This is a genomic window from Spiroplasma endosymbiont of Colias croceus (assembly GCF_964020095.1).
In the GTDB taxonomy this organism is placed as follows: domain Bacteria; phylum Bacillota_I; class Bacilli_A; order Mycoplasmatales; family VBWQ01; genus Spiroplasma_E.
This window is the reverse complement of sequence record NZ_OZ026536.1, coordinates 2,136,384-2,161,288: the sequence shown is the minus strand read 5'-3', so window position 1 is coordinate 2,161,288 and position 24,905 is coordinate 2,136,384. Positions and strand designations below refer to the sequence as shown.

Genomic DNA, 24,905 nt, shown 5'->3' with positions numbered 1-24,905 from the left:
GAAAAAAATGCATAATGATCTTGTAAAAGTTTCAAACCAAAAAATATTAAAGCCAGAAGGAAAAATTCATGTTGTTTATTTTTCTTCTTTGTCAAATAATACTCATCGTTTTATTCAAAAATTAGAGGTTTTAAATTCAAGAATTCCTCATGATCTACAAGAGGAAATTTTAGTTGATAAAGATTATGTGTTAATAACACCAACATATAGTGGGGGTGGTGATATTAAAGAAGGGGCGGTTCCTAAACAGGTAATTAAATTTTTAAATAATAAGCAAAATCGTAATTTTTGTCGTGGTGTTATTGCGTCGGGGAATACTAATTTTGGTGATACTTTTGCAATTGCCGGGCCAATTCTTTCAAAAAAATTAAATGTCCCACTATTATTTCAATTTGAATTATTAGGAACTAATAATGATGTATCAACAATAAAAAATATATTAGTAGATTTTTGAGATAAAGATAAAAAAAATACGAATGAAATAAATACTTTATCTGGAACTTTAGAAAGTGATGAATATGTTACTTTAAATGCTAGATCAAAAACTACTAATAATGCACAATTTGATTTGCAAGCAGCACAATCTTATATGAAAAATCATATTAAACCAAATTTATTGTTTTTTAAAACCGTTAAAGAAAGAATAGAATATTTAGTAAAAAATCAATATTATGATGAAACAATAATTAATAAATATTCAATTACGGAAATTGAACGATTAACAAATGAAGCATACAGTTTTAATTATCAGTTTACGAGTTTTATGGGTATTTTAAAATTTTATAATTCTTATGCTTTAAAAAGTTTTAATGGTAAACAATATTTAGAAAATTATGAAGATAGAGTTGTTATGAATAGTTTATTTTTCGCTGATGGTAATATTGAACATGCTAGTAAAATTTTAAGACAAATTATGTCTGGTAGATTTCAACCAGCTACTCCCACATTTTTAAATGCAGGAAAAAAACAAAGAGGTGAATACACTTCATGTTATCTTTTACGAATTGAAGATAACATGGAATCAATTGCTCGCGCTATTACTACTTCATTACAGTTATCAAAACGTGGTGGTGGAGTTGCTTTGTGTTTAACAAATTTAAGAGAATTTGGAGCTCCAATTAAAAATATTAAAAATCAAGCAACAGGCGTTATCCCAGTTATGAAAATTCTTGAAGATTCATTTTCATATGCTAATCAACTAGGTCAAAGACAAGGTGCTGGGGCAGTTTATTTAAATGTTCATCATCCAGATATTATGTTATTTTTAGATTCAAAGCGTGAAAATGCAGATGAAAAAATTCGTATTAAATCAATGTCTTTAGGAGTAGTTATTCCTGATATTACTTTTGAATTAGCAAAAAACAATGAACAGATGGCACTTTTTAGTCCTTATGATATTGCAAAAGTTTATGGTAAAGCAATGACAGATATTTCTATTACTAAAGAGTATTATAATATGTTAAAAAACCCTGATATTAGTAAAAATTTTATTAGTGCTCGCAAATTATTTCAAATGATTGCTGAATTACATTTTGAAAGTGGATATCCTTATTTATTATTTGATGATACAGTAAATAAAAATAATGCTCATCCCGGTAGAATTGTTATGAGTAATTTGTGCAGTGAAATTATTCAAGTAAGTACAGCTAGTGAATTTAATAGTGATTTAAGTTTTAAAGAAATTGGTGAAGATATTAGTTGTAATTTAGGAAGTATTAATATTGCAAAAGTAATGGAAAGTGGAAGTGAATTTGGTGAGGTTATTTTTCAAGCAATTCATTCATTAGACCACGTATCAAGAAGTAGTGATTTTTCTAGTGCTCCGTCAGTTGCATATGGAAATAAAAAAAATCATGCTTTGGGTTTAGGCGCTATGAATTTACATGGATTTTTAGCAACAAATCATATTTTTTATGATTCAAAAGAAGCAATTGATTTTACTAATATTTTCTTTTATGTTATGGCTTATCATGCTTTTAGTGCTTCAAATAAATTAGCATTAAAATTTGGAAGTTTTGGTGGATTTAAAAATTCAAAATTTGCTGATGGTTCATATTTTGATAAATATATAAAATGTCAGTCAGATAAATGAACTCCTGAAACAAAAAAAATACAAGAATTATTTACAAAATATAACATTATGATTCCAACTCAGAAGCAATGGAAAGAATTAGTAATAAAAATTAAAGAAACGGGATTGGCTAATTCACATTTAATGGCAGTAGCACCCACTGGTTCAATTAGTTATTTATCTTCGTGTACACCAAGTCTACAACCGGTAGTCGCTCCTGTTGAGGTACGAAAAGAAGGGAAATTAGGTCGTGTTTATGTTCCTGCTTATAAGATTGATGATAATAATTTATCATATTACACTGAAGGTGGATATGAATTAGGTCCTAATCCAATTATTGATATTGTAGCAGCTGCACAACAGCACGTTGATCAAGCAATTTCTTTAACTTTATTTATTACTGATAAAGCGACAACTCGTGATTTAAATAAAGCTTATATTAGAGCCTTTAAAAAAGGTTGTTCATCAATTTATTATGTTCGTATTCGTCAAGAGGTTTTAGAGGATAGTGAAAATTATCAATGCAATGTTTGTGTTGTATAAATTAAATAGTAGTTTCAAGTAAAAAAATAAATTTGTAACAAATTTAGTAATATATTATTTATTTAATTTAAAAAATAGTGAAATTTTATTTTGGAATATAGGATTTTTTAAAAAAAATTAAAAAATACATAGTAAATTTTAAAATTAAAGTTATAATAATAATTGTAAAAAAAATAATTATTATAACTTTGGAGTGGTACTCAAGAGGCTGAAGAGGACTGATTGCTAATCAGTTAGGACGGGAAACTGTCGCGAGAGTTCGAATCTCTCCCATTCCGCCATTATTTAAAAAGCATTAATTGCTTTTTTTACTTTTAAATAATAAATTTATTAATAATTAGATATAATTTAATAAAGAACTCTTTATATTAAGGAGAAATCATGCGTAAACGAGTAAACTTACTTTTATCATTAATCTTATATATTGCTTTGATTGCAACAATAGTTTTTGTTATATTTAATTATATTAAATATTCATGAATTATTTTGATGATAATTATTACTTTAACTATTTTAACTGGTATTATTATTTTCATTACCAATCGTATGCAAGATGCAAAACTATCATGAATTATGGTTACCTTATGTTTGCCAATCATCGGTATTTTTTTATATTGAACTTTTGGTCGTCCTTATCGTTATCGACGAAAACAAAAAGCTTATTTAAAAACAAATAGTTATTTTTATACCCAAGAAGATTGAACTTTTGCTAATTCAATTTTAGAATCAAAAAAAATAACTTTGAGTGAAGATACTTTATCTTTATTTAACTATACAACAAGAATTTCTCATCGACCATTTTATAATAATACTGATGTTCAAATTTTAAATAATGGTCCTAATAAATTTGTTAAATTAATTGAAGATTTAAAACAAGCAAAAAGTTATATTTTTATTAATTATTTTATTCTTGGTGAAGGGGAGCTGTTAGAAGTAATTATTAATGTTTTAAAAGCAAGGATTGAAGCAGGAGTTAAAGTTTATATGATTTATGATGCTGTTGGTTCATATTTTAGTTTATCAAAATATAAAATATGAAAAATGAAAAAAATGGGAATTATTATTCATAAATTTTCACCAGTTAGATTACCATTTATGACAGGAAATTATAATTTTCGTAATCATCGTAAAGATATTATTATTGATGGGAATATTGGTTATGCTGGTGGAGTTAACTTAGCAGATAACTATATTTATCTTTCTGCAAAGTATGGCTTTTGAAGAGATACCCAAATTAGAATTGTTGGGGAAGCTGTTAAATCAATTGATTTAATATTTAGACAAGATTGGCATTTTATTACTGGTAATATTCTTGATATTAGTGCTGAAAAATCTGAAATAAAAATTAAAAATAATATTATTGTCCAAGTAATTGATGATGGACCTATTACTAAAGAAACAATTCAAAAAGATTTATTTATTAAATTTATTAGTAATGCTAAAAAGCGAGTTTGAATTAGTACTCCTTATTTAATTCCAACTAGCGATTTAATTACTGCATTGCGTAATAGTGCTTATTCTGGTGTTGATGTTAGATTATCATTACCCGGAATTACTGATAAATTTTTATCATTAGACATGTCAAGAACTTATTATGATTCATTGATTGAGTCAGGTGTTAAAATTTACGAATATAATAATGTTTTTAACCATTCTAAGTCTGGTATTTTTGATGATGATATTACTATTATTGGTTCAACTAATCTTGATTATCGTAGTCTTTATTCAGATCATCAAACTTTAGTAATTGTTTATGATAGTAAAACAAATAGTGATTTATCTGCTTCATTTGAAAAAGATTTTATTCATTCTAGTTTAATTATTAGTAATCCACTACTACATCGTAGTTTTGCCTATCGGGGTGTATTTTTATTATTGCTTAGAATTTTAGCACCATTATTTTAAAAAAATTTAGTATAATTAGATAAATATTAATAATAAGGTGGTCATAATTTATGGGTTGAAGTCGACGAATTAAAAAAATTAAAGAATATTTTAGTGATGAAAATCAACCTAATTTGGATATTTCTAAATTATCAGAAGACAATGAAAAAAAAACTCCTTTTTTTAATAGGTTTAAAAAACAAAAAAAATCTAATAAATCTTCTACTTCAACGAATAATAAAAAACGTAATAATATTTTTTTAAATTTTAGAAGAAGATCAACTATTCAAATTATTAAACATTTAGAAAATAAAAATATTTTTAACTTATTTTTTTATACTGATGTTAGTAATATTACTTTAATATTAGAACAAGGAATTAAACCTTCTTCACAAATTAAATTATTGCCAAAGCAAGAATATATTGTTTGAACTTATTTAGAACATGCTACTTATTTAGAATTAGAGTTAGGTAATTCAACACGTCATTTTTTTTGAAAGTGATGTGCAGAGCAAAATGTTGATGTTAATAAAATAGCTATTATTTCTGTTGATATTCATAAACTATTTCAAAGCACTACTAAAGATTGAGGTTTAAATGTTGATACTAATCGTGTTCAAATATACGAAACAATTCCTGTTGAAGCTATTGATTGAATTTTGGTTAAAGATCGCAAAATGTTTCGTTTAGCTAAATTATATATTGATAATCAAAGACTAAAGTTAAAACTTTTCCAAGGAAATAATGGTAATATTACTTTAGGCTCTGATTAAATGGAGGTAAAATTATGCGTTGATCTGCAATTGTAATTATTGCTTTAATTCCTTTTATGACAATAATAATTATTTTATTTATACGTTTAAATCATCGTAATAATCAATATTATAATGTTATCCATGGTGATTTGTTAAGTTTAGTTCCATTGAAAATTGATTTAAAAAATGAAATCATTACTTTTTCTGAACGCTTAGAAGTTTTAAATCGTAAAAAACGAATTTCATTGTTTGTATTTAAATCAATGATGAATCGTAAAACTAAAGTAAAAATTGAAATTTTTATTCAAGATTTATTAGTGAATAAAGTTCCATTTGAGCCGTGTCATTTTTCGGTTTCCTTTCAATTAGGAAGTAAAGTTATTGTTTATGATTTATCAATTGATTATTTTGATAATAATAATAAAGTTTTGTATGGTCAAATGCAAAGTAATATTCGTTATAATCGTTTTGCTATTTCACAAGCAATTATTTTACAACAAAATGAGTTAACAGTGGTAAAGTCAGTTTTTGTACAAACTATTTTAGATAATTTTAGTCAAAAAAAATATAATAAAAAAATAAATAGTCAATTTGAATATATGATTTTAATAAAAATAAAGAATTATTTAGCATTAGAAAATATTTTAACTGTTAATAATATTGAACGAATGGAATTATTAATTTCATATTATAGTAAAATAACTTTAGGATTAGATAATACTATTATTTGTAAATATTATGATGGTCAGTTTTTAATTTATTCTAGAAATAAGAAAATAAATTTATATCGATTCCAAAAAAAAATAAATAGTTATATTAAACGTAATTTAGTAGAAAAAAGTAGTTATTTGCAGATTCAAAGTCAAATATTATGTGTTTATGCTTCAGTAAAAACTGATGCTTCAAATGTCTATATATTATATAATAAAATTATTGATAAGAATCAATTAGAAGTAGTACAAAGTAGAGACTTAATTGAAATCAAATTGAAGACAAATGATATTTTAAATTATCCCGATTATAATCATTATTCACTTCTACAATCAGAACAAATGGAAAAATTATTAAGTGTTAGTATTAGACCAGTATATAAAAGTGATAATTCAAATGAACCAAATTGTTACTATGCTTGATGAAATTTTGTTAAAAATTCTTATTATGTTTCGTTTATTGTTTTGATGCGTAATATTCAAGATTCAGGATTGTGATGAAAAGTAAATGAGCCTTTATTTATTCAAACATTTGAAAAATTTGCAAAATTAAAACAAGAAAAAAACCTTATTCTTCCTGTTAGTTTAATTGAGTTACAAGATAAAACTATTTTAACAAAGTTAATTGCTCTTGTTAATAAGAGAAAAAATCTTTTTGAAAATTGTGATTTAATTTTTGATTTTCAAGATATTGGTGAAATTAATAGTTGGAATAAGTATGATTCAATTATTAAAACTATTCGTAGTAATAAAATAAAAATTTCTTTTACTCATGATTTACGTCATATTGATAATTTTAAATTAATTAATCATTTTAAACCTGATTATGTAGTTTTAACTTCTAATTTATTAGAACAAGTTACTTTTAGTTTTAGTAAATATATTGATGTTATTATTTGTTTGCATTATTTAAGAATTTTAGGTATTAAAAATATTTTAGCTCGTGGTATTATTAACGTTCCTGAAATTATTGTTTTAAAAGGATTAAAGGTTGACTATTTACTAGGAAAAGTATTAGAATCAAAACAAGCAAATAAAGTGCTAGATGCTTTAAATTACCCAAATTATTGGAAGTGACATAAAAGTCAATCAACGAAAGGTGAATAGATCATTATGAATAATGCAAAGAATAAAAATATTACAGCAAGAGATATTGATTTTGCCAAATGATATACTGATGTTATTAAGCAAGCAGAACTTTGTGATTATGGTGCAGAAAATGGTTCAGCGGCCGGTACCATTATTTTTCGTCCTCGCGGATATGCAATTTGAGAAAATATTCAACATTTATTAAATCAAAGATTTAAAATTTTAAATATTGAAAATGTAATGCTACCACTTTTAATTAGTCAAAAAGCATTTCAAGTTGAAAAAGATCATATTGAGGGTTTTGCACCAGAATGTGCAACTGTAACTAAAGTTGGAAATAATCAATTATCAGAGGAACTAATTATTCGTCCTACTTCAGAAGTTTTATTTTGTCGTCATTTTTCAAAAATAATTAGTTCATATAAACAATTACCATTATTATATAATCAATGATGTAATGTTGTTAGATGAGAAAAAAATACAAAACCATTTTTAAGAACTAGTGAATTTTTATGACAAGAAGGACATACAATGCATAATAACGATGAAGAAGCAAAAAACTTTACATTAAAAATGATTAAGTTGTATGCTGATTTTGTTGAAAAACAATTAGCAATTAAAGTTATTGTTGGTGCAAAAACAATTCACGAACGTTTTGCTGGAGCAAAAATGACATATACAATTGAAACTATGATGCAAGATGGACAAGCATTACAAGCCGGTACTAGTCATTATTTTGGTCAAGAGTTCACAAAGGTATTTAATATTAAATTTAGTAATAAAGACAATAAACAAGAATTAGGATATCAAACATCATGAGGTGTATCGACAAGATTAATTGGTGCTTTAATTATGGCGCATAGCGATGATCTGGGTTTAGTATTGCCATCTACAATTGCACCACATCAGATTATGCTTTTAAATTTATCACCTAAAAGTGATAAATTTAAAATAACTGTTGAAAGAATATTTAAAATTTTAAGTTCTCATTTCCGAGTATTAATAAATGAAGATAATAAAAGTTTTTCTTATAAGAAAAGTGAAAGTCAAATTAAAGGTATTCCAATTACTATTGCAATTGGTGAGCAAGAAATTGAAAATCAAGTAATTAAATTAATTTTACGTCATAATTTAGATACTATTGATGTTGAAATTAATAATCAAAAACTATTAGTAACAACTATTATTAATCAATTAAATAAATTAAATAAAGATTTATTTAATAATTCACAAAAAAAATTAAATACAAGTTTAAAAGAGTTAACAGATTTCAATGAATATCATAAATTAGTTAAAATTCATAAAGGTTTCTTTATTGTACCTTTTTGTGATCAAATAAAGTGTGAAGAAGAAATTAAAAGTTTAACTGGTACAACATCACGTTGTATTCCTTTAGAACCGTATAAAAAACCAAGTAATTGTTTTAAGTGTCAAACTCCTAATAGTGTCTGAACTTATTTTGCAAGATCATATTAAAATTAGTCAGTTAAATAGAAATAAAATAGAGGAAAGATAATTATTTGTTTTTAAATTATTATTGAGGTGATAATAATGAAAGAACAAATAAGTGCTGATAAGCAACTAATTGCTGCTATTTTTGTTAAATATGAACAAGCAAAATTAACATTAGCAAATAATAATTTTAAAGAAAATTATGTTTTGAAAGAGGATAGTGTTCACTATGCTAATAAGATAGCGATAAATAAGGATTTAAAAAATTATGAAAAACATGTACAAATTGTTGATACAGTTTTAGCATTATTACCAAAAAATGAATATAGTTATATTGTTAGAACGTTCTTAGTTAAATCAAATAAAAATTTATGAAAAAAATATGGGAGATTGTCAAAAATCCGGAATAAATTAAATCTATATAGTCTTATTATAATTTTAGACAAGAAATAATTTGGATTTTTATGAAATTGTACATTCATCTTACTATTTTTTAAAATATATTTCAACTAAAATACTTATTTTAAAAAATTCCTAAAAAATTAAAAAATAAATTTAATATTTATACACAACAAAAATGCTTATTAAAGTATCTTTAATAAGTTTTATTGGTAATGTTTAGTAATCTGTGTAACTTACAAAAATAACTATGTTTAATTAATTCTAGTAAATATAATTAAATTTCTAGAAAGAGTGAGTTACAGATGGCTAAAAAGCAAAATATTAATAATAATGATCCAATATCAAAAGCAGTAGATTTATTATTAGAAAATACTGAAGATTTAACAACAGTTTTTAAAGAGGGAGGATTGTATAAAGAATTAACAAAAAGATTAGTAGAAAAAATGTTGAATTCTGAGATGCAAAATTATTTGGGATATGAAAAGAATCAACATAGTAATAGTGACAATGCTCGTAATGGTATAAGTTCAAAAAAAATAATAACTCAACAAGGTAAAATTGAGATTGATGTACCACGAGATCGCAATAGTAATTTTAATCCTATAATAGTTGCAAAAAGACAAAGAAGATTTGATGGTTTTGATCAACAAGTTCTTTCTTTATATGCAAAAGGTATGACATTATCAGATATTAGAATGCAATTACAAGAGTTATATCATGGTGCTGATATTAGTGAAAGTGTTATTAGTCAAATTACTGATGATGTTATTGATGATGTAAAAGCATGGCAAAATCGACCATTAGAAAGTGTCTATCCGATTGTTTATTTTGATTGCATAGTAGTGAAAGTACTACAAGATAAAAGGATTATTAATAAATCAGTTTATATAGCTTTAGGAGTTGATTTAGAAGGTAAAAAAGATGTTTTAGGTTTATGAATTAGTGAAAATGAAGGTGCTAAATTTTGATTAGCAAATTTAACAGAAATGAAAAATCGTGGCTTAAATGATATTCTTATTGCCTGCAGTGATAATTTAACAGGCATGTCAGAAGCAATACAATCAGTTTATCTTAAAACAGAACATCAATTATGCATAGTTCATCAAATTAGAAATAGTTTGAAATATGTCTCATATAAGCATAGAAAATTTCTAGTTGCAGATTTAAAACCAATTTATACTGCATGTAGTGAAGAACAAGCAATGCAGGCTTTAGAATCCTTTGAAAATAAGTGAAATAAACAATATCCTCAAATTGCTAAATCTTGATATAAAAATTGAGATAATTTAATGGTTTTTATTAGTTATCTTACAGAAATCAAAAGAGTTATTTATACAACAAATGCTATTGAATCTGTAAATAGTCAATTACGAAAAGTTATCAGAAATAAAAAAGTTTTTCCTAATGATATGGCAGTTTTTAAAATATTTTATTTAGCAATTGAAAATATAACAAAAAAATGAACAATGCCCATTCAAAATTGAAATACAGCAATTGCTCATTTTATGATAAAATTTGAAGATAGAATTAATCTAAACTAGTACTTTGTAAAACAAAGATACATAGATTACATAAAAGCCTCGTTTTATTTTATTTTTGCTTTTTTTTAAAAAAACTAAATTTTTAATTTATAATAATTATATTTCTGTATTTATTTTATTACATTTAAAAATAACCATTTTAATATAAATTAAAATATTATATGTTCTATTACCAAGCATTTCTTTTAAAACATGTCAAATATTAGTTTCTGTAAAGCAACCAATATTTCACTTTGCACTTTGATTTTCAATACCTTGTTTATTATTTTTAAAATATTTTTTCTTTAATTTTTTATGATTATCTAATTCTTTATATAAATAATCAATTAATTGTTCATAATTACCATTATTAATTAAATTTTTACAATGATTATATTCTTTTAAATATTTTCCTTTATTTCCCGCCATTATTCCAAGATATAATGTTCTAATTAAATGAAATTTATCTAAACCAAACTGTGCACCTAAATAATCAGCAACTTCTTTAATTCATCCTGCACTATCACCACAAATAATAATTTTTGCTTGTTCAATATTTTCATAAAATTTTTGACAATGCTCTTTAACAAATTCAGCAGTCTTTTTAACTCCAATTACTGTTTTTGTTGGTCTTATAATTGCTTTTACTCTTTTGTTTTGTACTTTATGATTAATATTATCTGTATATGTTACTATTAATCGCATAGAATGTTTTATACCTTTATGTTTAAAATTTCAAAATTTTCGATGACCATCATCAATTGCTACAAAAATAGGTTGATTTTTTTCTAATTTTACTTTTTCTGGATTTGCTTCAATTACTTCTAAATTTTTAAAAATTCTATGAACAGTACTAACACTAATACCTGCTTTTTTACAAATAGCACAAATATCATGATATCTTTTTCCATCAGCAAAATATTCAATAATAGTTTGTTCAACATCTTCACCAATTCTTTTATATTTAGGTAATTTTAGTCATTCATCAACTAAACAAACACGAACTCATTTTTGTAATTCTTCATTAAAATATTCATAAATTCTTCTTTTATAATTTACCATTCCATATAATGTTTTTCTTGTTCGATATTGATAATCAACAATTTTATATTTCTTTTTATCTCTTGTTTTAAATATTTTTCAATCTCATTTTTCTAATTTATTTGTTATATGTTCTAAAACTAGTTTATCAATTTTGGCATATTGTTCTCTAAAATTTCATTTATAATTAAAATCCATATTATTCTCCTAACTATTTTTTAAAAATCTAAATTTATTGTAAATATTTTTAAAATATTAATTTACTTGTTTATTATATAAATATATAAGTGTAATTTAAAATTAAATAAAAATTATTTAAAAAACAACTTTCATATTTAACATATAATAAACAATTTCAATATAATTAATAGTATAGGTCTCATAAAATAAACGCCTTGTATTTAGGCATTATTTTGAATTTAAAAGCATACTTGTAAAAATTATCAAAAATAGTACAATTTAGAAGTAAAATTAAGGAAAAAGGAAGAATTTAAATGAGTACAAGGTGTAAAACAAGAAAAAAAGTAAAAAAACAAAATAAATTTAAAAATCAAAATTGTGATTTGTTAATAAATAAAGTAAATAAATATAAAGAAGAAAATACTAATCTTATTTTTTGTCAAAAAATGTTGTGTCCACAAGAATGAAGTAATGTTATAGAAATTAAAGAACTTGGAAAATTTTTTTTCTGCTTTGAGCATGCAGATGATTTTGAAGAAAAAGAATTACCAAAAATTTTAGATAATTTACCTGATGAAAAACTTGAAAAAATTATTAAAGCAAATCAAGAATAATTTTTAAATCCATATAAAAATATAATTATGGGTAAAATAATAATGCTACTGTGAAAAAAATTATCTTCACATTTGCTATATAATAAACAAGTGACATATAATTAATAGTATAGGTATCACAAAATAAACGCCTTTAATTTAGGCGTTATTTTTCGTTTAAAAGCATACTTGTAAAAATAATCAAAAATAGTACAATTTATAAGTAAAATCAAGGAAAAAAGGAGAAATTTAATATGAAAACATGAATAAAAACAAATTTAAGTAAAATAACATTAGCATTAGCACTAACTGGTGCTACAACTGGAACAATAGGATTAATCATGGGGGGGTGCTTACCCATAATGTTAGTGAAGTGAAATATTATTTAACTCCACATAAACAAGTTGAATGAGGTGTTCAAACTATTTGAACAACTAATCCAAATGATACTTTAAAAAAAGATTATAAATTTGAGTTATATTTTGCAGATGAACCATTAAGAAGAAAATTTGATATATCTTTTCAAAATTGATATTACAGTACAGATATAGTATGAAACGGTAAATATCCTAATGGATATTTTAATAAATAATTTATATTTCTAAGTTAATATAAGAAATATTTTCATTATATTTATCAAATAAATTAATATTTTGTAGGTTTATTTCTTGTTTATTAGTAATTAAAATTAAATCATAATTTCCGGCACCAAATATTCCGCTGATTTCAATCCGATTTAAATTATTAATAGGATTTTCTATTTGTAATTCAAATTCACTATTATTATCAATTTTTAAAATTTCTTTATAAAATTCCAGTTTAGAAAATAATTGTGATTTATTAGAACTATATAAATTTAAAGCATTTTCAATTTTAATTTTATCAATAATTACTCTTGTAATCACCATTTGCTAATGTTCAATCAGCAGGAATTAATGAAGGTATATTATTACTTTCTAATTCATTTGTTATTGATAATCAATTAAATTGATTATCATCTAATTTAAATAATTCATTTTGACTAATATCTTTATTTTTTAGTTTAATGTTATTAACATCAGTAAAATCAAAATATACAGATTTTAATATTACTTTTATATCTTTATACTGTCAAATATCATTTTCACTAGGTTGTATTGGACTTGATTGTAATTCAAAATAATATGGCAATAAAATCTTATTATCATCATTTAATCCTTTATTTATTGATAATGATGAATAAATGTATTTTGATAACATAGTAAATATTTGTTTAAATATTTTAACTTGTGATAAATTAACATAATTGAGGCTTTTATGTAATCTGTGTATCTTTGTTTTACAAAGTACTAGTTTAGATTAATTCTATCTTCAAATTTTATCATAAAATGAGCAATTGCTGTATTTCAATTTTGAATGGGCATTGTTCATTTTTTTGTTATATTTTCAATTGCTAAATAAAATATTTTAAAAACTGCCATATCATTAGGAAAAACTTTTTTATTTCTGATAACTTTTCGTAATTGACTATTTACAGATTCAATAGACTTCTTGCAAAACCTATCTATTAAAAATTTAATTTTTAAAATAAAATTAAAAATAAAAAAGATAGGTAATCTATGATGTTTGATAAATTAAAAACTATTAACAATCCAGAATTATTAAGATTAACTGGTATAAATGATATTATTTTTAATAAAATTCTAGAAATTTTAAAGACAGAAGAAGTAAAAAAGTTTAAAAATGGTGGTACACCTAATAAATTATCATTAGAAAATCGTTTATTAATGACTTTAGAATATTGAAGAGAGTATCGAACTTATTTTCATATTGCTAAAAGTTATGGAATTAGTGAAAGTAGTTGCTATAGGAATATCAAGTGAATAGAAAATACTTTAATAAAACATCCTGATTTTCAACAACTTGATGGGCAAAAATCACTGTTAAATAATAATTTTAAAGATAAAACAGTTATCATTGATGTGACTGAAAGTACTATTCAACGCCCAAAAAAAGTCAAAAACAATATTATTCAGGAAAAAAGAAAAAACATACAATAAAAACTCAAGTCATAATTGAAAAAGATAGTAAAAAAATTATAAGTTCTTATTTTTCTTATGGTAAAAATCATGATTTTAAAATTTTAAAAAATTCAAAAACGAAATTTTTATCAGAACTATGGATGGGTTACAATTTATTGGACACTAATTACGTAGACAAGTAAACAAATTTGTTAAAAGAAAGGAATTATAATTATGGCCAATATTAACTCATATACCGATGAATTTAAAAAACAAATAGTAGCTTTATATCAAAGTGGCAAATCAGTATCTTGCCTTGCTAAAGAATATAATGTTACAAGAGCAGCTACTTACAATTGAATTAAGCAATTTAGTAATTCAGGAAGTTTTAAAACTAAAGATAATCGTTCTTTTGAAGAAAATGAATTAATTAAATTAAGAAAAGAATTAAAGCAATTACGAATGGAAAATGATATTTTGGACATATTCCGTAATTAAATTTAATTAATTGTCAATAAAATTGTTTTAAAACTATTTAGTGTTATTGAATATAGAAATAAATATTTTTTGAAAAAATAGTTTAAAAAATGAGTTTACATTTTAAACAAAAAATTGTTAATAATATTTTTATATTAACTCGATAAAAATTTAAATTTTAAAAAAATATTTTTAATATTTTTTTTATTTTAATGGTTTTATTTTATTAAAAATTTCACAAAGTAAGTTAAATCTTAAGTACATAAGTCTAAATTTAGATTTTCTACATTTATTTACTAAAATTTTGAATCTTTTCAATCAAGCAAAGACATGTTCAACTTTAATTCTAATTTTAGATACAATCTTATTGTATTTTCTTTCTTGTTTAGTTAATTTTTTATTTTTAGTTCTTTTAATTGGTATTATTGTATTTTTATAAATATTTTGTATACCTTGATATCCTAAATCACCAATAATTATTGTTTTTTCTGAAAATTTAAGATTTGAATTTTTTAATATTTGAAAATCATGCACTTTACCATTATCAGCAAAAATATCAACAATTTTTTTATTAAAAAAATCATATACAATAGACATATTCCGTAATTAAATTTTTTAAAAGTCAATTAATAATTTTAAAATTTATTTTATAATTTTGTTATTAACAATAAATTTAGAAAAGTGTTGATAAAAATGATTTTTGAAAATTTAAAAAAATTAAAAAATGAAGAATTTTATAGATATTTTGGTATAAAACGTTTTCATTTTAATGAAATGTTAGAAAAATTAATTGAAATAGAAAAATTAGAAAAAAATAAAGGTCGAAAAAATAAACTTTCAGTAGAAGAAAGATTAATGATGACTTTATTATACTGAAAAGAATATTATACTTTTTTTCAAATGAGTATTAAATCTAAAATGAGCCCATCAAGTTGTTTTCGAAATATTACTTGAGTAGAAAATAAACTTAGTAACCACAAAGATTACCAATTTTTAAAAGAAAGATATAAATTAAAAATTGATAAAAAACAAGAAAATTCAAATGAATTTCAATTTTATTTAATTGATTCAACTGAGATTGAAATTGAAAGACCAACTAAAAAAAACTACAGTTAGAATATTTTTCTGGTAAAAGTTGAATGTATTCTATAAAATTTCAAATTGTATATGATTTTTTTAATAAAAAAATTGTTGATATTTTTGCTGATAATGGTAAAGTGCATGATTTTCAAATATTAAAAAATTCAAATCTTAAATTTTCAGAAAAAACAATAATTATTGGTGGTTTAGGATATCAAGGTATACAAAATATTTATAAAAATACAATAATACCAATTAAAAGAACTAAAAATAAAAAATTAACTAAACAAGAAAGAAAATACAATAAGATTGTATCTAAAATTAGAATTAAAGTTGAACATGTCTTTGCTTGATTGAAAAGATTCAAAATTTTAGTAAATAAATGTAGAAAATCTAAATTTAGACTTATGTACTTAAGATTTAACTTACTTTGTGAAATTTTTAATAAAATAAAACCATTAAAATAAAAAAAATATTAAAAATATTTTTTTAAAATTTAAATTTTTATCGAGTTAATATAAAAATATTATTAACAATTTTTTGTTTAAAATGTAAACTCATTTTTTAAACTATTTTTTCAAAAAATATTTATTTCTATATTCAATAACACTAAATAGTTTTAAAACAATTTTATTGACAATTAATTAAATTTAATTACGGAATATGTCCAATTTGAAATTTTATAGAATACATTCAACTTTTACCAGAAAAATATTCTAACTGTAGTTTTTTTTAGTTGGTCTTTCAATTTCAATCTCAGTTGAATCAATTAAATAAAATTGAAATTCATTTGAATTTTCTTGTTTTTTATCAATTTTTAATTTATATCTTTCTTTTAAAAATTGGTAATCTTTGTGGTTACTAAGTTTATTTTCTACTCAAGTAATATTTCGAAAACAACTTGATGGGCTCATTTTAGATTTAATACTCATTTGAAAAAAAGTATAATATTCTTTTCAGTATAATAAAGTCATCATTAATCTTTCTTCTACTGAAAGTTTATTTTTTCGACCTTTATTTTTTTCTAATTTTTCTATTTCAATTAATTTTTCTAACATTTCATTAAAATGAAAACGTTTTATACCAAAATATCTATAAAATTCTTCATTTTTTAATTTTTTTAAATTTTCAAAAATCATTTTTATCAACACTTTTCTAAATTTATTGTTAATAACAAAATTATAAAATAAATTTTAAAATTATTAATTGACTTTTAAAAAATTTAATTACGGAATATGTCTTTTAAAGCAAGCAGCACTAATAATAGGCAGAAAATAGAAATTATTGTCAAAAATAAAGCTAAATATAAAATTCGCACAATGTGTCGTTTTTTAAAAATATCTAAATCAACATATTATTTTAATTTAAAGAAAAAAGAAAATAAAATCAAAAATAATATTTATGATGAAGCTGTTATTAGTGCTTTTAAAGAAAATAAAGAAGTTTATGGTACTAGAAGATTAAAAAAAATTCTAGAAAACCAAGAAATTTATTTATCGCGCAGAAAAATTAAAAAAATTATGAATGAACATAATTTAATATCAAAATATACTAAATTATCATTCAAAAATCATAATAACAAAGTTAACGATAGTCAAATAACTAATCTTGTTAATAGAAAATTTAAGAATAAGATTAAAAATGAATTTATTGTTAGTGATTTAACTTATGTACAAGTTAATGGTAGGTGAAACTATATTTGCCTATTAATAGACCTATTTAACCGCGAAATTATCGGACATAGTGTTGGAGTTAAAAAAGATGCATCATTAGTACATCAAGCATTTATGCAATCAAATCGCTGTTTAAAAGATATTCAAATATTTCATAGTGATCGCGGTAATGAATTTAACAATAAAATTATTGATAAACTTTTACTAGCATTCAACATTAACCGTTCTTTAAGTAAAAAAGGTTGTCCTTATGATAATGCTGTTGCTGAAGCAACTTTTAAAACTTTTAAAACCGAATTTATTAATGATAAAAATTTTACATCATTAATCCAATTAAAATTAGAATTATTTGATTACATCAATTGATATAACAATATAAGAATTCATAGCACTTTAAACTACTTAACTCCAGTTAAATATCAACAACAAATGTTTACCAAAAAATAGTCCTAAAAAGTGTTGCCATTCCATCCACAAGATATTTTTTATTCATGAATATTAGAAAATAATCAAACTGGATATTTAATTATTTGTGGTAATAATAGAGATACTATTGGAAATATGCAATTTAAATTTATAAAAGGAGATTAAATTATGTTAGATGAAATTTTACAAGTCATTTTTGATAGAGCAGATAAAAAAGAGTTAATCGATATGATAGAAAAGTTAATTAATGTTACTAACAATCGTTCAGAAACAAAAAAATGACTTATTAGAGATTTTGATAAAACTAATTATGTTTTAGAAAAATTATTGAATATGAACGGAGATTAAAATGCCAAATATAGAAAATCAATCAAATTATACATTAGACTTCTTGCAAAACCTATCTATTAAAAATTAAATTTTTAATAGATAGGTTTTGCAAGAAGTCTAATAAGTTAAAACTTAATATTTTTTATTTCTAATTTTAAGATTAGAATTTTTGTGTTATTTAAATGTAATTTTGAAATTATATATTTTAATATTTTTAAAATATATGTTATAATTAAATTAAAAAATAATAGAATTTGCAGTTATATTGTTAATGTTACTCATAATTCTAAGGGTTAATCTCATACGTCCTTTGACAACCGTCCAAAAATATTATCATATCAAAGAATATGAAAAATTAGAAAAAACGGCTATTAAGCGTTTTTTATACTTATATTTAATTTAAGGATATAAAATGAAGATTAATAGCATTGATTTATTGAATTCGCGTAGTTTTTTAGAACAAAAGATGAATTTAACGAGTGATGTAAAAAACAGCCCCATTTATGAAAAAGAATTATTTTTAATTCCAAGATAGATTTACAGTGGTTGGCTTTCCAATCCAAACTTTGCAAAAAAGCAGTTATTATTATATTGAACTTCAAATTGTAGAAGCATATAGTTATGATTTTGATATTAACAAAGAACCAAGTGAAGGATTACTTGACGATGTAACGTTTCAATATGATTTGAATTATAGTAATATTAAGCAGGCAAGTGGACAACTTGTGATATCTAAATCAATTAAGTGAGTATTTCTTACTTCTTCATATTTAGAATTACTTGAAAATAATAAACTTGGTCCATATGCTGATATTTCTTTTTTACATATGGTTATGAAAACTTATAAGATAATTTTACCAGCAATAGCAATTAAAAAAGATAATATAAATATTTTAAATTATAGTTTTAATTGTAAAAAACCTAGTAATTTAAAACAAGTTCGTCATATTAATAATAAACATAATTATGGAACACTTAGTTTTTATTTTAATAGTAATCCACAGTATCAATTACAAATTAAACCAAAAATGTTTATTACAACAAATTTTAATTTGGAAATTAAAAATCCCATTATTTTAACGACAAATTTCTCTGATAAAGGATTTTATCATATTTTTTCTAAAAAGATCATGAAGAACATGATAGTTGGTGGAAAATCAAGATTAGATGAGGTTTTTAAGTTTTCTGGTAATAATATTAATACTGCAAATATAGTGCCAATAAGAATAAAACGTTATCTAGTATCACATTTTCCAAAAGTAAAAGATTATTATTATGATGATAAAGAAACAATATTACGTAAAATATTAATATTTAATAATAATTTTGATTTACAACAAAATACATCATTAAATATTAATGAAAATCTATCAAAATTTTATCAAAATAATAAAATACCAGCTTTTTTATTACGTAATAAAAAAAATATTGATGAATATTATTTAGAATTTTATAGTACTATTTATAATAGCATTGTAAATAAAATAGTATTGAATGATGAAATAGGAAAAAATCAATTTGATTTACCAAGATTTGAATGTTTTCACTTTAATATAAATATTCCATTTAATTTTCAAACCTTTTTTAAATATGATATTAATTTAAAATTTATTGAAGAAAGTAGTGAACCAATTATTGGTGGTCCATATCATTCTATTTTTATTAAAAAATTAATAAGAAATAATAGTGAAAATTGAGTGACAACCACTAATTTTAGTTTAACTTACAATGAAATATTAAAATTTTATAGTAGTGATAACTTTAGTTTTATTGATTATAAGTATTTAATTCATAGTCAAATAAAGGTATAAAATGTTTATACGTAGGTTACAAATTAGCATTTTAATTATTACTATCACTATTACATTAAGTATTATGTTATTTTTTATTATCAAAAATTTTTCAACTAATAAAAATTTAAATGAAATGGTAAAAGAATATGATGTAGAATTAGAGACCGTAGATGATAAAAAAGAAAATTTAAATCCAGACATAGTTGTAGAAGCTATTGATATTAAAAAATTAAATGAAAGTATTACAATTATTTTAGATAAAAATAGTACTATCTTAGCAAATCAGTCACAGATTATATATAAAATACAATTTAATCAAGATTTATTTCAATACATATTTTTAAAGTTAATTATTAAAACATTTCCACAATGAAAAATTAATAATTTTATTTTTCATTTTAATATTTTAAATAATGCTGTATGAGTTGAATATAATACTAATTTAAAACTAGATTATTTAGAATGATATTTTAAAATAACAAATAAAATTTAATGCTCTATGTTATACTAAGTATAACTATTAATAAAAATGATTTAAATTAGGAGTGAATTTATGGATATTTTAAGTGAAATTCATCAAATTATTAAAAAAGATTATCCAGAAATTAAAGAAAAAATTACACCCAAAACTAAATTTAAAGATGTAAAAATTGACTCTCTTAAATTAGTAATGATTGTTATTAAAATAGAAGAAAAACATAATGTAAAAATTAATGATAATAAATTACTGGATTTACAAACAAAAACAGTTCAAGATTTAATAAATGAAATTAAAAGATTAGTAGCAATTGAAAAAAATAAAAAAAAGTAATATTATATTTTATCAGGAGATTAGTATGAATAAAAATTTTGAAAATATTATCCAAAAGTTGAAAGATAAAGACTATCGTTTAACTGATGTTCGTAAAGCAGTTATTAAAGTATTAACGTTTAAGCAACATGTTAGTATTAATGATATTATTAGTTTTTTAACAAAAGAAGGTAATGATAATATTAATATTATGAGTATTTATAATACTATTGATTTATTAATGACAGAACATATTATTCATGCTAATGTTTTTGAAGGAAAACAAATAATTTATGAACTATCAGAAAATACCGTTCATATTATTTGTAATTTTTGTAATAAAATTATTCATGCCTCTTTCGAAGATAAACAACAAATTTCACCATTACAAGAAGAAAAACTTGAAAAATTAGCAACTAAAAATAATTTTTATTTTTCACATTATAAGTTAGAAATTCATGGAATTTGTGATAAATGTGAATTAAAAATAAAAAAAATGAAATTTTAATTGAACTTAAAACTTCTTTCGCGTAAAATTGAACATGTACTATTTAAATTAAATATTTTAGGGGTGTAGTTCAATGGTAGAACATCGGCCTTCAGATCCGAGTGTTGTGGGTTCGAGTCCTGCCACCCCTGCCATTATTAAAATTCACTTTTAAATGTTTCTCATAAAAGTGAATTTTTTATTGTTATAATTTTGGTAACTTATCTTTATCTAAATTAAAAGCAACAAAACTGAAGGTTCCAATTCCTGTATGAGCACAAATTACGTTTGCTAAATTAATAGTTTTGACGTTTTTAATGCCATAATCTTTAACAAATTTTGTAATTTTTTCTATTTCTTTTGCCTCAGCAAAAGCATGAATAATGTAAAAGAGAGTAATGCTTTCTATTTTTTTACTTTTATTAATTTCTTTAAGAGTATTTTTAATAGCTTTATCTCATGTTCTTGTTTTATCAAATTTATCAATGGTTCCGTCAAAAGATAAAATTGGAGTTATTTTTAACATAGTAGCTAAGGCTGCTGCTGATTTTGAAATCCTACCACCACGAACTAAATAATTTAAATCATAAGGTAAAATAAATGCTATATAGTTATCTCTTATTAATTTTAGTGCTTCTATAATATTATTAACATTATTTTTTTCGTTAAGTGACATTTGATATGCTTTTTTAACTAATAGTCAGTTAATAACTGAAACACCATTACTATCAAAAACAAAAACTTTATCTTTAAAATTAGATTCTTTTGATAACATAGTAGCAGTGTTATATTGACCCGATAACCCCTTTGATAAAGGAATAAAAATAATCTTTTCAAATTTAGTTAAAGCATCTTCTCAAATTATACTCATTTGACCAAGTGGTGTTTGCGAAGTTTTGGCAGATTGTTTTTCATGAACTATTCTATTATAGAATTCTTCATCCTTTAGAATGTTAGGTTCATCAGTAATAGTTGTATCATCACTAAAAGTGATTAATAATGGACAAAATCCAATATTCATTTCTTTTAAATCTTTAATTGAAAATCCTGAAGAGGAATCAGCGACAATACCAATTTTTTTTTTCAATTTTCTCAACCTAACTATAATATTTTTTACTTATTTATTAAATTATAACATATATTTTTTACTTAAAAATGGACTTTCATCATTGAAAGATATATAAAATAGTTAATATGTTGTTTTTGGAATGGTTGATTCTTGTTTCTTAGATTTTTTATCAGAACATTAATTCTAAAAAACTTAATGTATTGTAAAAACAATTGTGTTATATAATTAACACTAATTTTGACATGAAAGGATTTTATTAATAAGTTAAATATTTTTTCAAAATTAAAAATTATTAAAGACGGAAAAAATATTTTTCAATTAGATATCTAAGAAAATATATTAAATCAAAACTATCAGCATATTACTTTTTAAAAATCAAGAAAAATTTATATAAATAAGTCAAAAAAATAAAACTCATTAAGTAATAAAAATAAAAAAATCCAAATAAATGAATGACCACTTAAAAACTCAAATCAATATTGAAATATTGATGAAAATATTAATGATGTAAATCAATATGTTGTGTTTTTCTAATTATCAAAGAATATATTTTAGATTTCTAAAACCCCGATATTTTTATATCAAATCTGTTTTATTTCATAAATCATATAAAATGATTACATTATGAAAAATTTAAAGATTTAAAGAGAGGGTTATATTATGAAAAAAGAAAATTATTAAAACAATCATTGCATCAATTGCATTAACTAGTGGTATTCCTGCTGAAAGTGGTACTTTAACTAAAATAGAAACTGAAACAGAAAATGAATTAGAAGAAAAAGATGAAAGAGTAAATTCTACAAAAAAAAGAGTTAAAAGGCAAACTCCACCAAGTTTACAAAAAACAATGACAACAATTAATATTGGTCAAATTGAAGCGAATGATAAACAACATATTATTCAAAGATTAAGAGAAATTAATCATCCAATTTTATCTAGAGAAGATTTTTTAGAAAATATTGAATTTGAAAACATTATAAATATTAATGCAACAGTGCATGCTGGTATTAACATTTACGATCAAAATCCCGCAAGAAATATTCCAAAAAATTTAAATTTTACTATTAACTTTACACCTCAAAGATTAACATTATCAAGTATTCTTATTAGAACTGAGTTAGGAGAATTGTTAGATAATGCACCATTAACAATAATAGAGAGACTAAATTTTTTAAATCCCGATTTGCATTTACGTTATCCTAGTTTTACAAATAGACATCCTATAGGCATAAATAATTTTCAAATTTTATCAGAAAATGTTTATGATTTTCAACAGAATAATTGGATGGGTTACAATTTATTGGACACTAATTACGTAGACAAGTAAACAAATTTGTTAAAAGAAAGGAACTATAATTATGGCCAATATTAACTCATATACCGATGAATTTAAAAAACAAATAGTAGCTTTATATCAAAGTGGCAAATCAGTATCTTGCCTTGCTAAAAAATATAATGTTACAAGAGCAGCTACTTACAATTGAATTAAGCAATTTAGTAATTCAGTAAGTTTTAAAACTAAAGATAATCGTTCTTTTGAAGAAAATGAATTAATTAAATTAAAAAAAGAATTAAAGCAATTACGAATGGAAAATGATATTTTAAAGCAAGCAGCACTAATAATAGGCAGAAAATAGAAATTATTGTCAAAAATAAAGCTAAATATAAAATTCGCACAATGTGTCGTTTTTTAAAAATATCTAAATCAACATATTATTTTAATTTAAAGAAAAAAGAAAATAAAATCAAAAATAATATTTATGATGAAGCTGTTATTAGTGCTTTTAAAGAAAATAAAGAAGTTTATGGTACTAGAAGATTAAAAAAAATTCTAGAAAACCAAGAAATTTATTTATCGCGCAGAAAAATTAAAAAAATTATGAATGAACATAATTTAATATCAAAATATACTAAATTATCATTTAAAAATCATAATAACAAAGTTAACGATAGTCAAATAACTAATCTTGTTAATAGAAAATTTAAGAATAGGATTAAAAATGAAGTTATTGTTAGTGATTTAACTTATGTACAAGTTAATGGTAGGTGAAACTATATTTGCCTATTAATAGACCTATTTAACCGCGAAATTATCGGACATAGTGTTGGAGTTAAAAAAGATGCATCATTAGTACATCAAGCATTTATGCAATCAAATCGCTGTTTAAAAGATATTCAAATATTTCATAGTGATCGCGGTAATGAATTTAACAATAAAATTATTGATAAACTTTTACTAGCATTCAACATTAACCGTTCTTTAAGTAAAAAAGGTTGTCCTTATGATAATGCTGTTGCTGAAGCAACTTTTAAAACTTTTAAAACCGAATTTATTAATGATAAAAATTTTACATCATTAATCCAATTAAAATTAGAATTATTTGATTACATCAATTGATATAACAATATAAGAATTCACAGCACTTTAAACTACTTAACTCCAGTTAAATATCAACAACAAATGTTTACCAAAAAATAGTCCTAAAAAGTGTTGCCATTCCAAATCCTCATATTGTTTTTGATAGTGATTTAAATGTAAC

The 24,905-nt window shown here is 22.4% G+C and carries 30 protein-coding genes, 2 tRNA genes and 1 pseudogene; 26 read left to right on the top strand and 7 right to left on the bottom strand.

Going from position 1 to position 24,905, the window contains the following annotated elements; translation table 4 throughout:
• Positions 1-7: 7 nt before the first annotated feature.
• From nrdE to AACL24_RS13560, 8 genes are all read left to right on the top strand, one after another.
• Positions 8-2,614: a class 1b ribonucleoside-diphosphate reductase subunit alpha gene (nrdE, locus tag AACL24_RS13595; protein ID WP_339047379.1), complete on the top strand. Its 2,607-nt coding sequence runs from the start codon at positions 8-10 to the stop codon at positions 2,612-2,614.
• Between the two features lie 190 nt (positions 2,615-2,804).
• Positions 2,805-2,895: transfer RNA gene (locus AACL24_RS13590), tRNA-Ser, on the top strand.
• Positions 2,896-2,995: 100 nt separating this feature from the next.
• The gene (gene cls / locus AACL24_RS13585) at positions 2,996-4,519 is read left to right on the top strand and encodes a cardiolipin synthase (RefSeq protein ID WP_338958044.1); all 1,524 of its coding nucleotides are present in this window, start codon (positions 2,996-2,998) and stop codon (positions 4,517-4,519) included.
• A 50-nt stretch (positions 4,520-4,569) separates the two neighbouring features.
• On the top strand, positions 4,570-5,271 hold the full coding sequence (locus AACL24_RS13580) for an acetyltransferase (protein WP_252319916.1): 702 nt from the start codon (positions 4,570-4,572) through the stop codon (positions 5,269-5,271).
• 14 nt (positions 5,272-5,285) lie between these two features.
• Positions 5,286-7,070, top strand: coding sequence for a hypothetical protein (locus AACL24_RS13575; RefSeq protein ID WP_339047376.1), 1,785 nt, complete (start codon positions 5,286-5,288; stop codon positions 7,068-7,070).
• Positions 7,071-7,076: 6 nt separating this feature from the next.
• Positions 7,077-8,528, top strand: a complete 1,452-nt coding sequence (gene proS / locus AACL24_RS13570; protein ID WP_339047374.1) for a proline--tRNA ligase — start codon at positions 7,077-7,079, stop codon at positions 8,526-8,528.
• Between the two features lie 75 nt (positions 8,529-8,603).
• The gene (locus tag AACL24_RS13565; RefSeq protein WP_339047372.1) at positions 8,604-8,957 is read left to right on the top strand and encodes a hypothetical protein; all 354 of its coding nucleotides are present in this window, start codon (positions 8,604-8,606) and stop codon (positions 8,955-8,957) included.
• A 251-nt stretch (positions 8,958-9,208) separates the two neighbouring features.
• Positions 9,209-10,447, top strand: a complete 1,239-nt coding sequence (locus AACL24_RS13560) for an IS256 family transposase (protein ID WP_339047370.1) — start codon at positions 9,209-9,211, stop codon at positions 10,445-10,447.
• A 96-nt stretch (positions 10,448-10,543) separates the two neighbouring features.
• On the opposite strand, the gene AACL24_RS13555 is transcribed toward AACL24_RS13560, so the two are convergent.
• Positions 10,544-11,665, bottom strand: a complete 1,122-nt coding sequence (locus AACL24_RS13555; protein ID WP_339047368.1) for an Mbov_0401 family ICE element transposase-like protein — start codon at positions 11,663-11,665, stop codon at positions 10,544-10,546.
• 296 nt (positions 11,666-11,961) lie between these two features.
• Between AACL24_RS13555 and AACL24_RS13550 the strand changes: the two genes are divergently transcribed.
• From AACL24_RS13550 to AACL24_RS13540, 3 genes are all read left to right on the top strand, one after another.
• Complete coding sequence (locus AACL24_RS13550; RefSeq protein WP_339047366.1) at positions 11,962-12,261, top strand: hypothetical protein; 300 nt, start codon at positions 11,962-11,964, stop codon at positions 12,259-12,261.
• A gap of 233 nt (positions 12,262-12,494) precedes the next feature.
• Positions 12,495-12,629 carry a hypothetical protein gene (locus AACL24_RS13545; protein ID WP_339047364.1) on the top strand — a complete coding sequence of 45 codons (135 nt, stop codon included), beginning with the start codon at positions 12,495-12,497 and terminating at the stop codon, positions 12,627-12,629.
• Positions 12,590-12,832 (top strand): hypothetical protein, encoded by a 243-nt coding sequence (locus AACL24_RS13540; protein ID WP_339047362.1) that lies wholly within the window; start codon positions 12,590-12,592, stop codon positions 12,830-12,832. Before AACL24_RS13545 ends, AACL24_RS13540 begins: the two co-directional genes overlap by 40 nt.
• A 1-nt stretch (position 12,833) precedes the next feature.
• Here the strand turns inward: AACL24_RS13540 and AACL24_RS13535 are convergent, their stop codons facing one another.
• The 3 genes and pseudogenes from AACL24_RS13535 to AACL24_RS13525 form a co-directional block, all read right to left on the bottom strand.
• Complete coding sequence (locus AACL24_RS13535; protein WP_339047361.1) at positions 12,834-13,145, bottom strand: hypothetical protein; 312 nt, start codon at positions 13,143-13,145, stop codon at positions 12,834-12,836.
• Positions 13,120-13,479 (bottom strand): hypothetical protein, encoded by a 360-nt coding sequence (locus tag AACL24_RS13530; protein WP_339047359.1) that lies wholly within the window; start codon positions 13,477-13,479, stop codon positions 13,120-13,122. Before AACL24_RS13530 ends, AACL24_RS13535 begins: the two co-directional genes overlap by 26 nt.
• 89 nt (positions 13,480-13,568) lie before the next feature.
• Positions 13,569-13,766 (bottom strand): annotated as a pseudogene (locus AACL24_RS13525) (transposase); the annotation flags it as partial.
• A 72-nt stretch (positions 13,767-13,838) separates the two neighbouring features.
• Here AACL24_RS13525 and AACL24_RS13520 point away from each other — a divergent pair.
• From AACL24_RS13520 to AACL24_RS13515, 3 genes are read left to right on the top strand one after another with little or no spacing between them, the layout of a single operon-like run.
• Positions 13,839-14,279 (top strand): transposase family protein, encoded by a 441-nt coding sequence (locus AACL24_RS13520; RefSeq protein WP_339047357.1) that lies wholly within the window; start codon positions 13,839-13,841, stop codon positions 14,277-14,279.
• Positions 14,276-14,443 carry a hypothetical protein gene (locus AACL24_RS15640; RefSeq protein WP_422398102.1) on the top strand — a complete coding sequence of 56 codons (168 nt, stop codon included), beginning with the start codon at positions 14,276-14,278 and terminating at the stop codon, positions 14,441-14,443. Before AACL24_RS13520 ends, AACL24_RS15640 begins: the two co-directional genes overlap by 4 nt.
• Positions 14,444-14,474: 31 nt before the next feature.
• Positions 14,475-14,738 (top strand): transposase, encoded by a 264-nt coding sequence (locus AACL24_RS13515; protein WP_339047355.1) that lies wholly within the window; start codon positions 14,475-14,477, stop codon positions 14,736-14,738.
• Between the two features lie 183 nt (positions 14,739-14,921).
• Here AACL24_RS13515 and AACL24_RS13510 read toward each other — a convergent pair whose 3' ends face one another.
• On the bottom strand, positions 14,922-15,314 hold the full coding sequence (locus tag AACL24_RS13510; RefSeq protein ID WP_339047353.1) for a transposase family protein: 393 nt from the start codon (positions 15,312-15,314) through the stop codon (positions 14,922-14,924).
• A 96-nt stretch (positions 15,315-15,410) separates the two neighbouring features.
• On the opposite strand from AACL24_RS13510, the gene AACL24_RS13505 reads away from it, so the two are divergent.
• Both AACL24_RS13505 and AACL24_RS13500 read left to right on the top strand, forming a co-directional pair.
• Positions 15,411-15,833 carry a transposase family protein gene (locus AACL24_RS13505; protein WP_339045912.1) on the top strand — a complete coding sequence of 141 codons (423 nt, stop codon included), beginning with the start codon at positions 15,411-15,413 and terminating at the stop codon, positions 15,831-15,833.
• 23 nt (positions 15,834-15,856) lie between these two features.
• Positions 15,857-16,264 (top strand): transposase family protein, encoded by a 408-nt coding sequence (locus AACL24_RS13500; protein ID WP_339047351.1) that lies wholly within the window; start codon positions 15,857-15,859, stop codon positions 16,262-16,264.
• A 249-nt stretch (positions 16,265-16,513) separates the two neighbouring features.
• On the opposite strand, the gene AACL24_RS13495 is transcribed toward AACL24_RS13500, so the two are convergent.
• Positions 16,514-16,936 (bottom strand): transposase family protein, encoded by a 423-nt coding sequence (locus AACL24_RS13495; RefSeq protein ID WP_339045912.1) that lies wholly within the window; start codon positions 16,934-16,936, stop codon positions 16,514-16,516.
• Between the two features lie 96 nt (positions 16,937-17,032).
• Between AACL24_RS13495 and AACL24_RS13490 the strand changes: the two genes are divergently transcribed.
• From AACL24_RS13490 to AACL24_RS13455, 8 genes are all read left to right on the top strand, one after another.
• A complete protein-coding gene (locus tag AACL24_RS13490; protein WP_339047349.1) occupies positions 17,033-17,917 on the top strand; it encodes an IS3 family transposase in 885 nt (294 codons plus the stop codon).
• 12 nt (positions 17,918-17,929) lie between these two features.
• Positions 17,930-18,061, top strand: coding sequence for a hypothetical protein (locus tag AACL24_RS13485; RefSeq protein ID WP_339047347.1), 132 nt, complete (start codon positions 17,930-17,932; stop codon positions 18,059-18,061).
• A gap of 3 nt (positions 18,062-18,064) precedes the next feature.
• Complete coding sequence (locus AACL24_RS13480) at positions 18,065-18,244, top strand: hypothetical protein (protein WP_339047345.1); 180 nt, start codon at positions 18,065-18,067, stop codon at positions 18,242-18,244.
• Between the two features lie 548 nt (positions 18,245-18,792).
• A complete protein-coding gene (locus tag AACL24_RS13475; protein ID WP_339047343.1) occupies positions 18,793-20,037 on the top strand; it encodes a hypothetical protein in 1,245 nt (414 codons plus the stop codon).
• 1 nt (position 20,038) lies between these two features.
• Entirely contained in the window at positions 20,039-20,512 is a 474-nt protein-coding gene (locus tag AACL24_RS13470) for a hypothetical protein (protein WP_338988238.1), read from the top strand.
• 60 nt (positions 20,513-20,572) lie between these two features.
• On the top strand, positions 20,573-20,830 hold the full coding sequence (locus tag AACL24_RS13465; RefSeq protein ID WP_339047341.1) for an acyl carrier protein: 258 nt from the start codon (positions 20,573-20,575) through the stop codon (positions 20,828-20,830).
• Between the two features lie 25 nt (positions 20,831-20,855).
• A complete protein-coding gene (locus tag AACL24_RS13460; RefSeq protein ID WP_339047339.1) occupies positions 20,856-21,317 on the top strand; it encodes a Fur family transcriptional regulator in 462 nt (153 codons plus the stop codon).
• 59 nt (positions 21,318-21,376) lie between these two features.
• Positions 21,377-21,451 (top strand) — tRNA-Trp (locus AACL24_RS13455).
• Between the two features lie 50 nt (positions 21,452-21,501).
• Here the strand turns inward: AACL24_RS13455 and AACL24_RS13450 are convergent.
• Entirely contained in the window at positions 21,502-22,383 is an 882-nt protein-coding gene (locus AACL24_RS13450; RefSeq protein ID WP_339047337.1) for a DegV family protein, read from the bottom strand.
• An 829-nt stretch (positions 22,384-23,212) separates the two neighbouring features.
• Between AACL24_RS13450 and AACL24_RS13445 the strand changes: the two genes are divergently transcribed.
• Positions 23,213-23,692, top strand: a complete 480-nt coding sequence (locus AACL24_RS13445) for a hypothetical protein (protein ID WP_339047335.1) — start codon at positions 23,213-23,215, stop codon at positions 23,690-23,692.
• A gap of 31 nt (positions 23,693-23,723) precedes the next feature.
• Positions 23,724-24,844, top strand: a protein-coding gene (locus AACL24_RS13440) for an IS3 family transposase (RefSeq protein ID WP_339047333.1) whose coding sequence is annotated in 2 segments (ribosomal slippage) — positions 23,724-23,967 and positions 23,967-24,844 — 1,122 coding nt in all. Because the reading frame shifts where the segments join, the coding sequence is not laid out codon by codon here.
• The last annotated feature ends 61 nt before the right edge of the window (positions 24,845-24,905 follow it).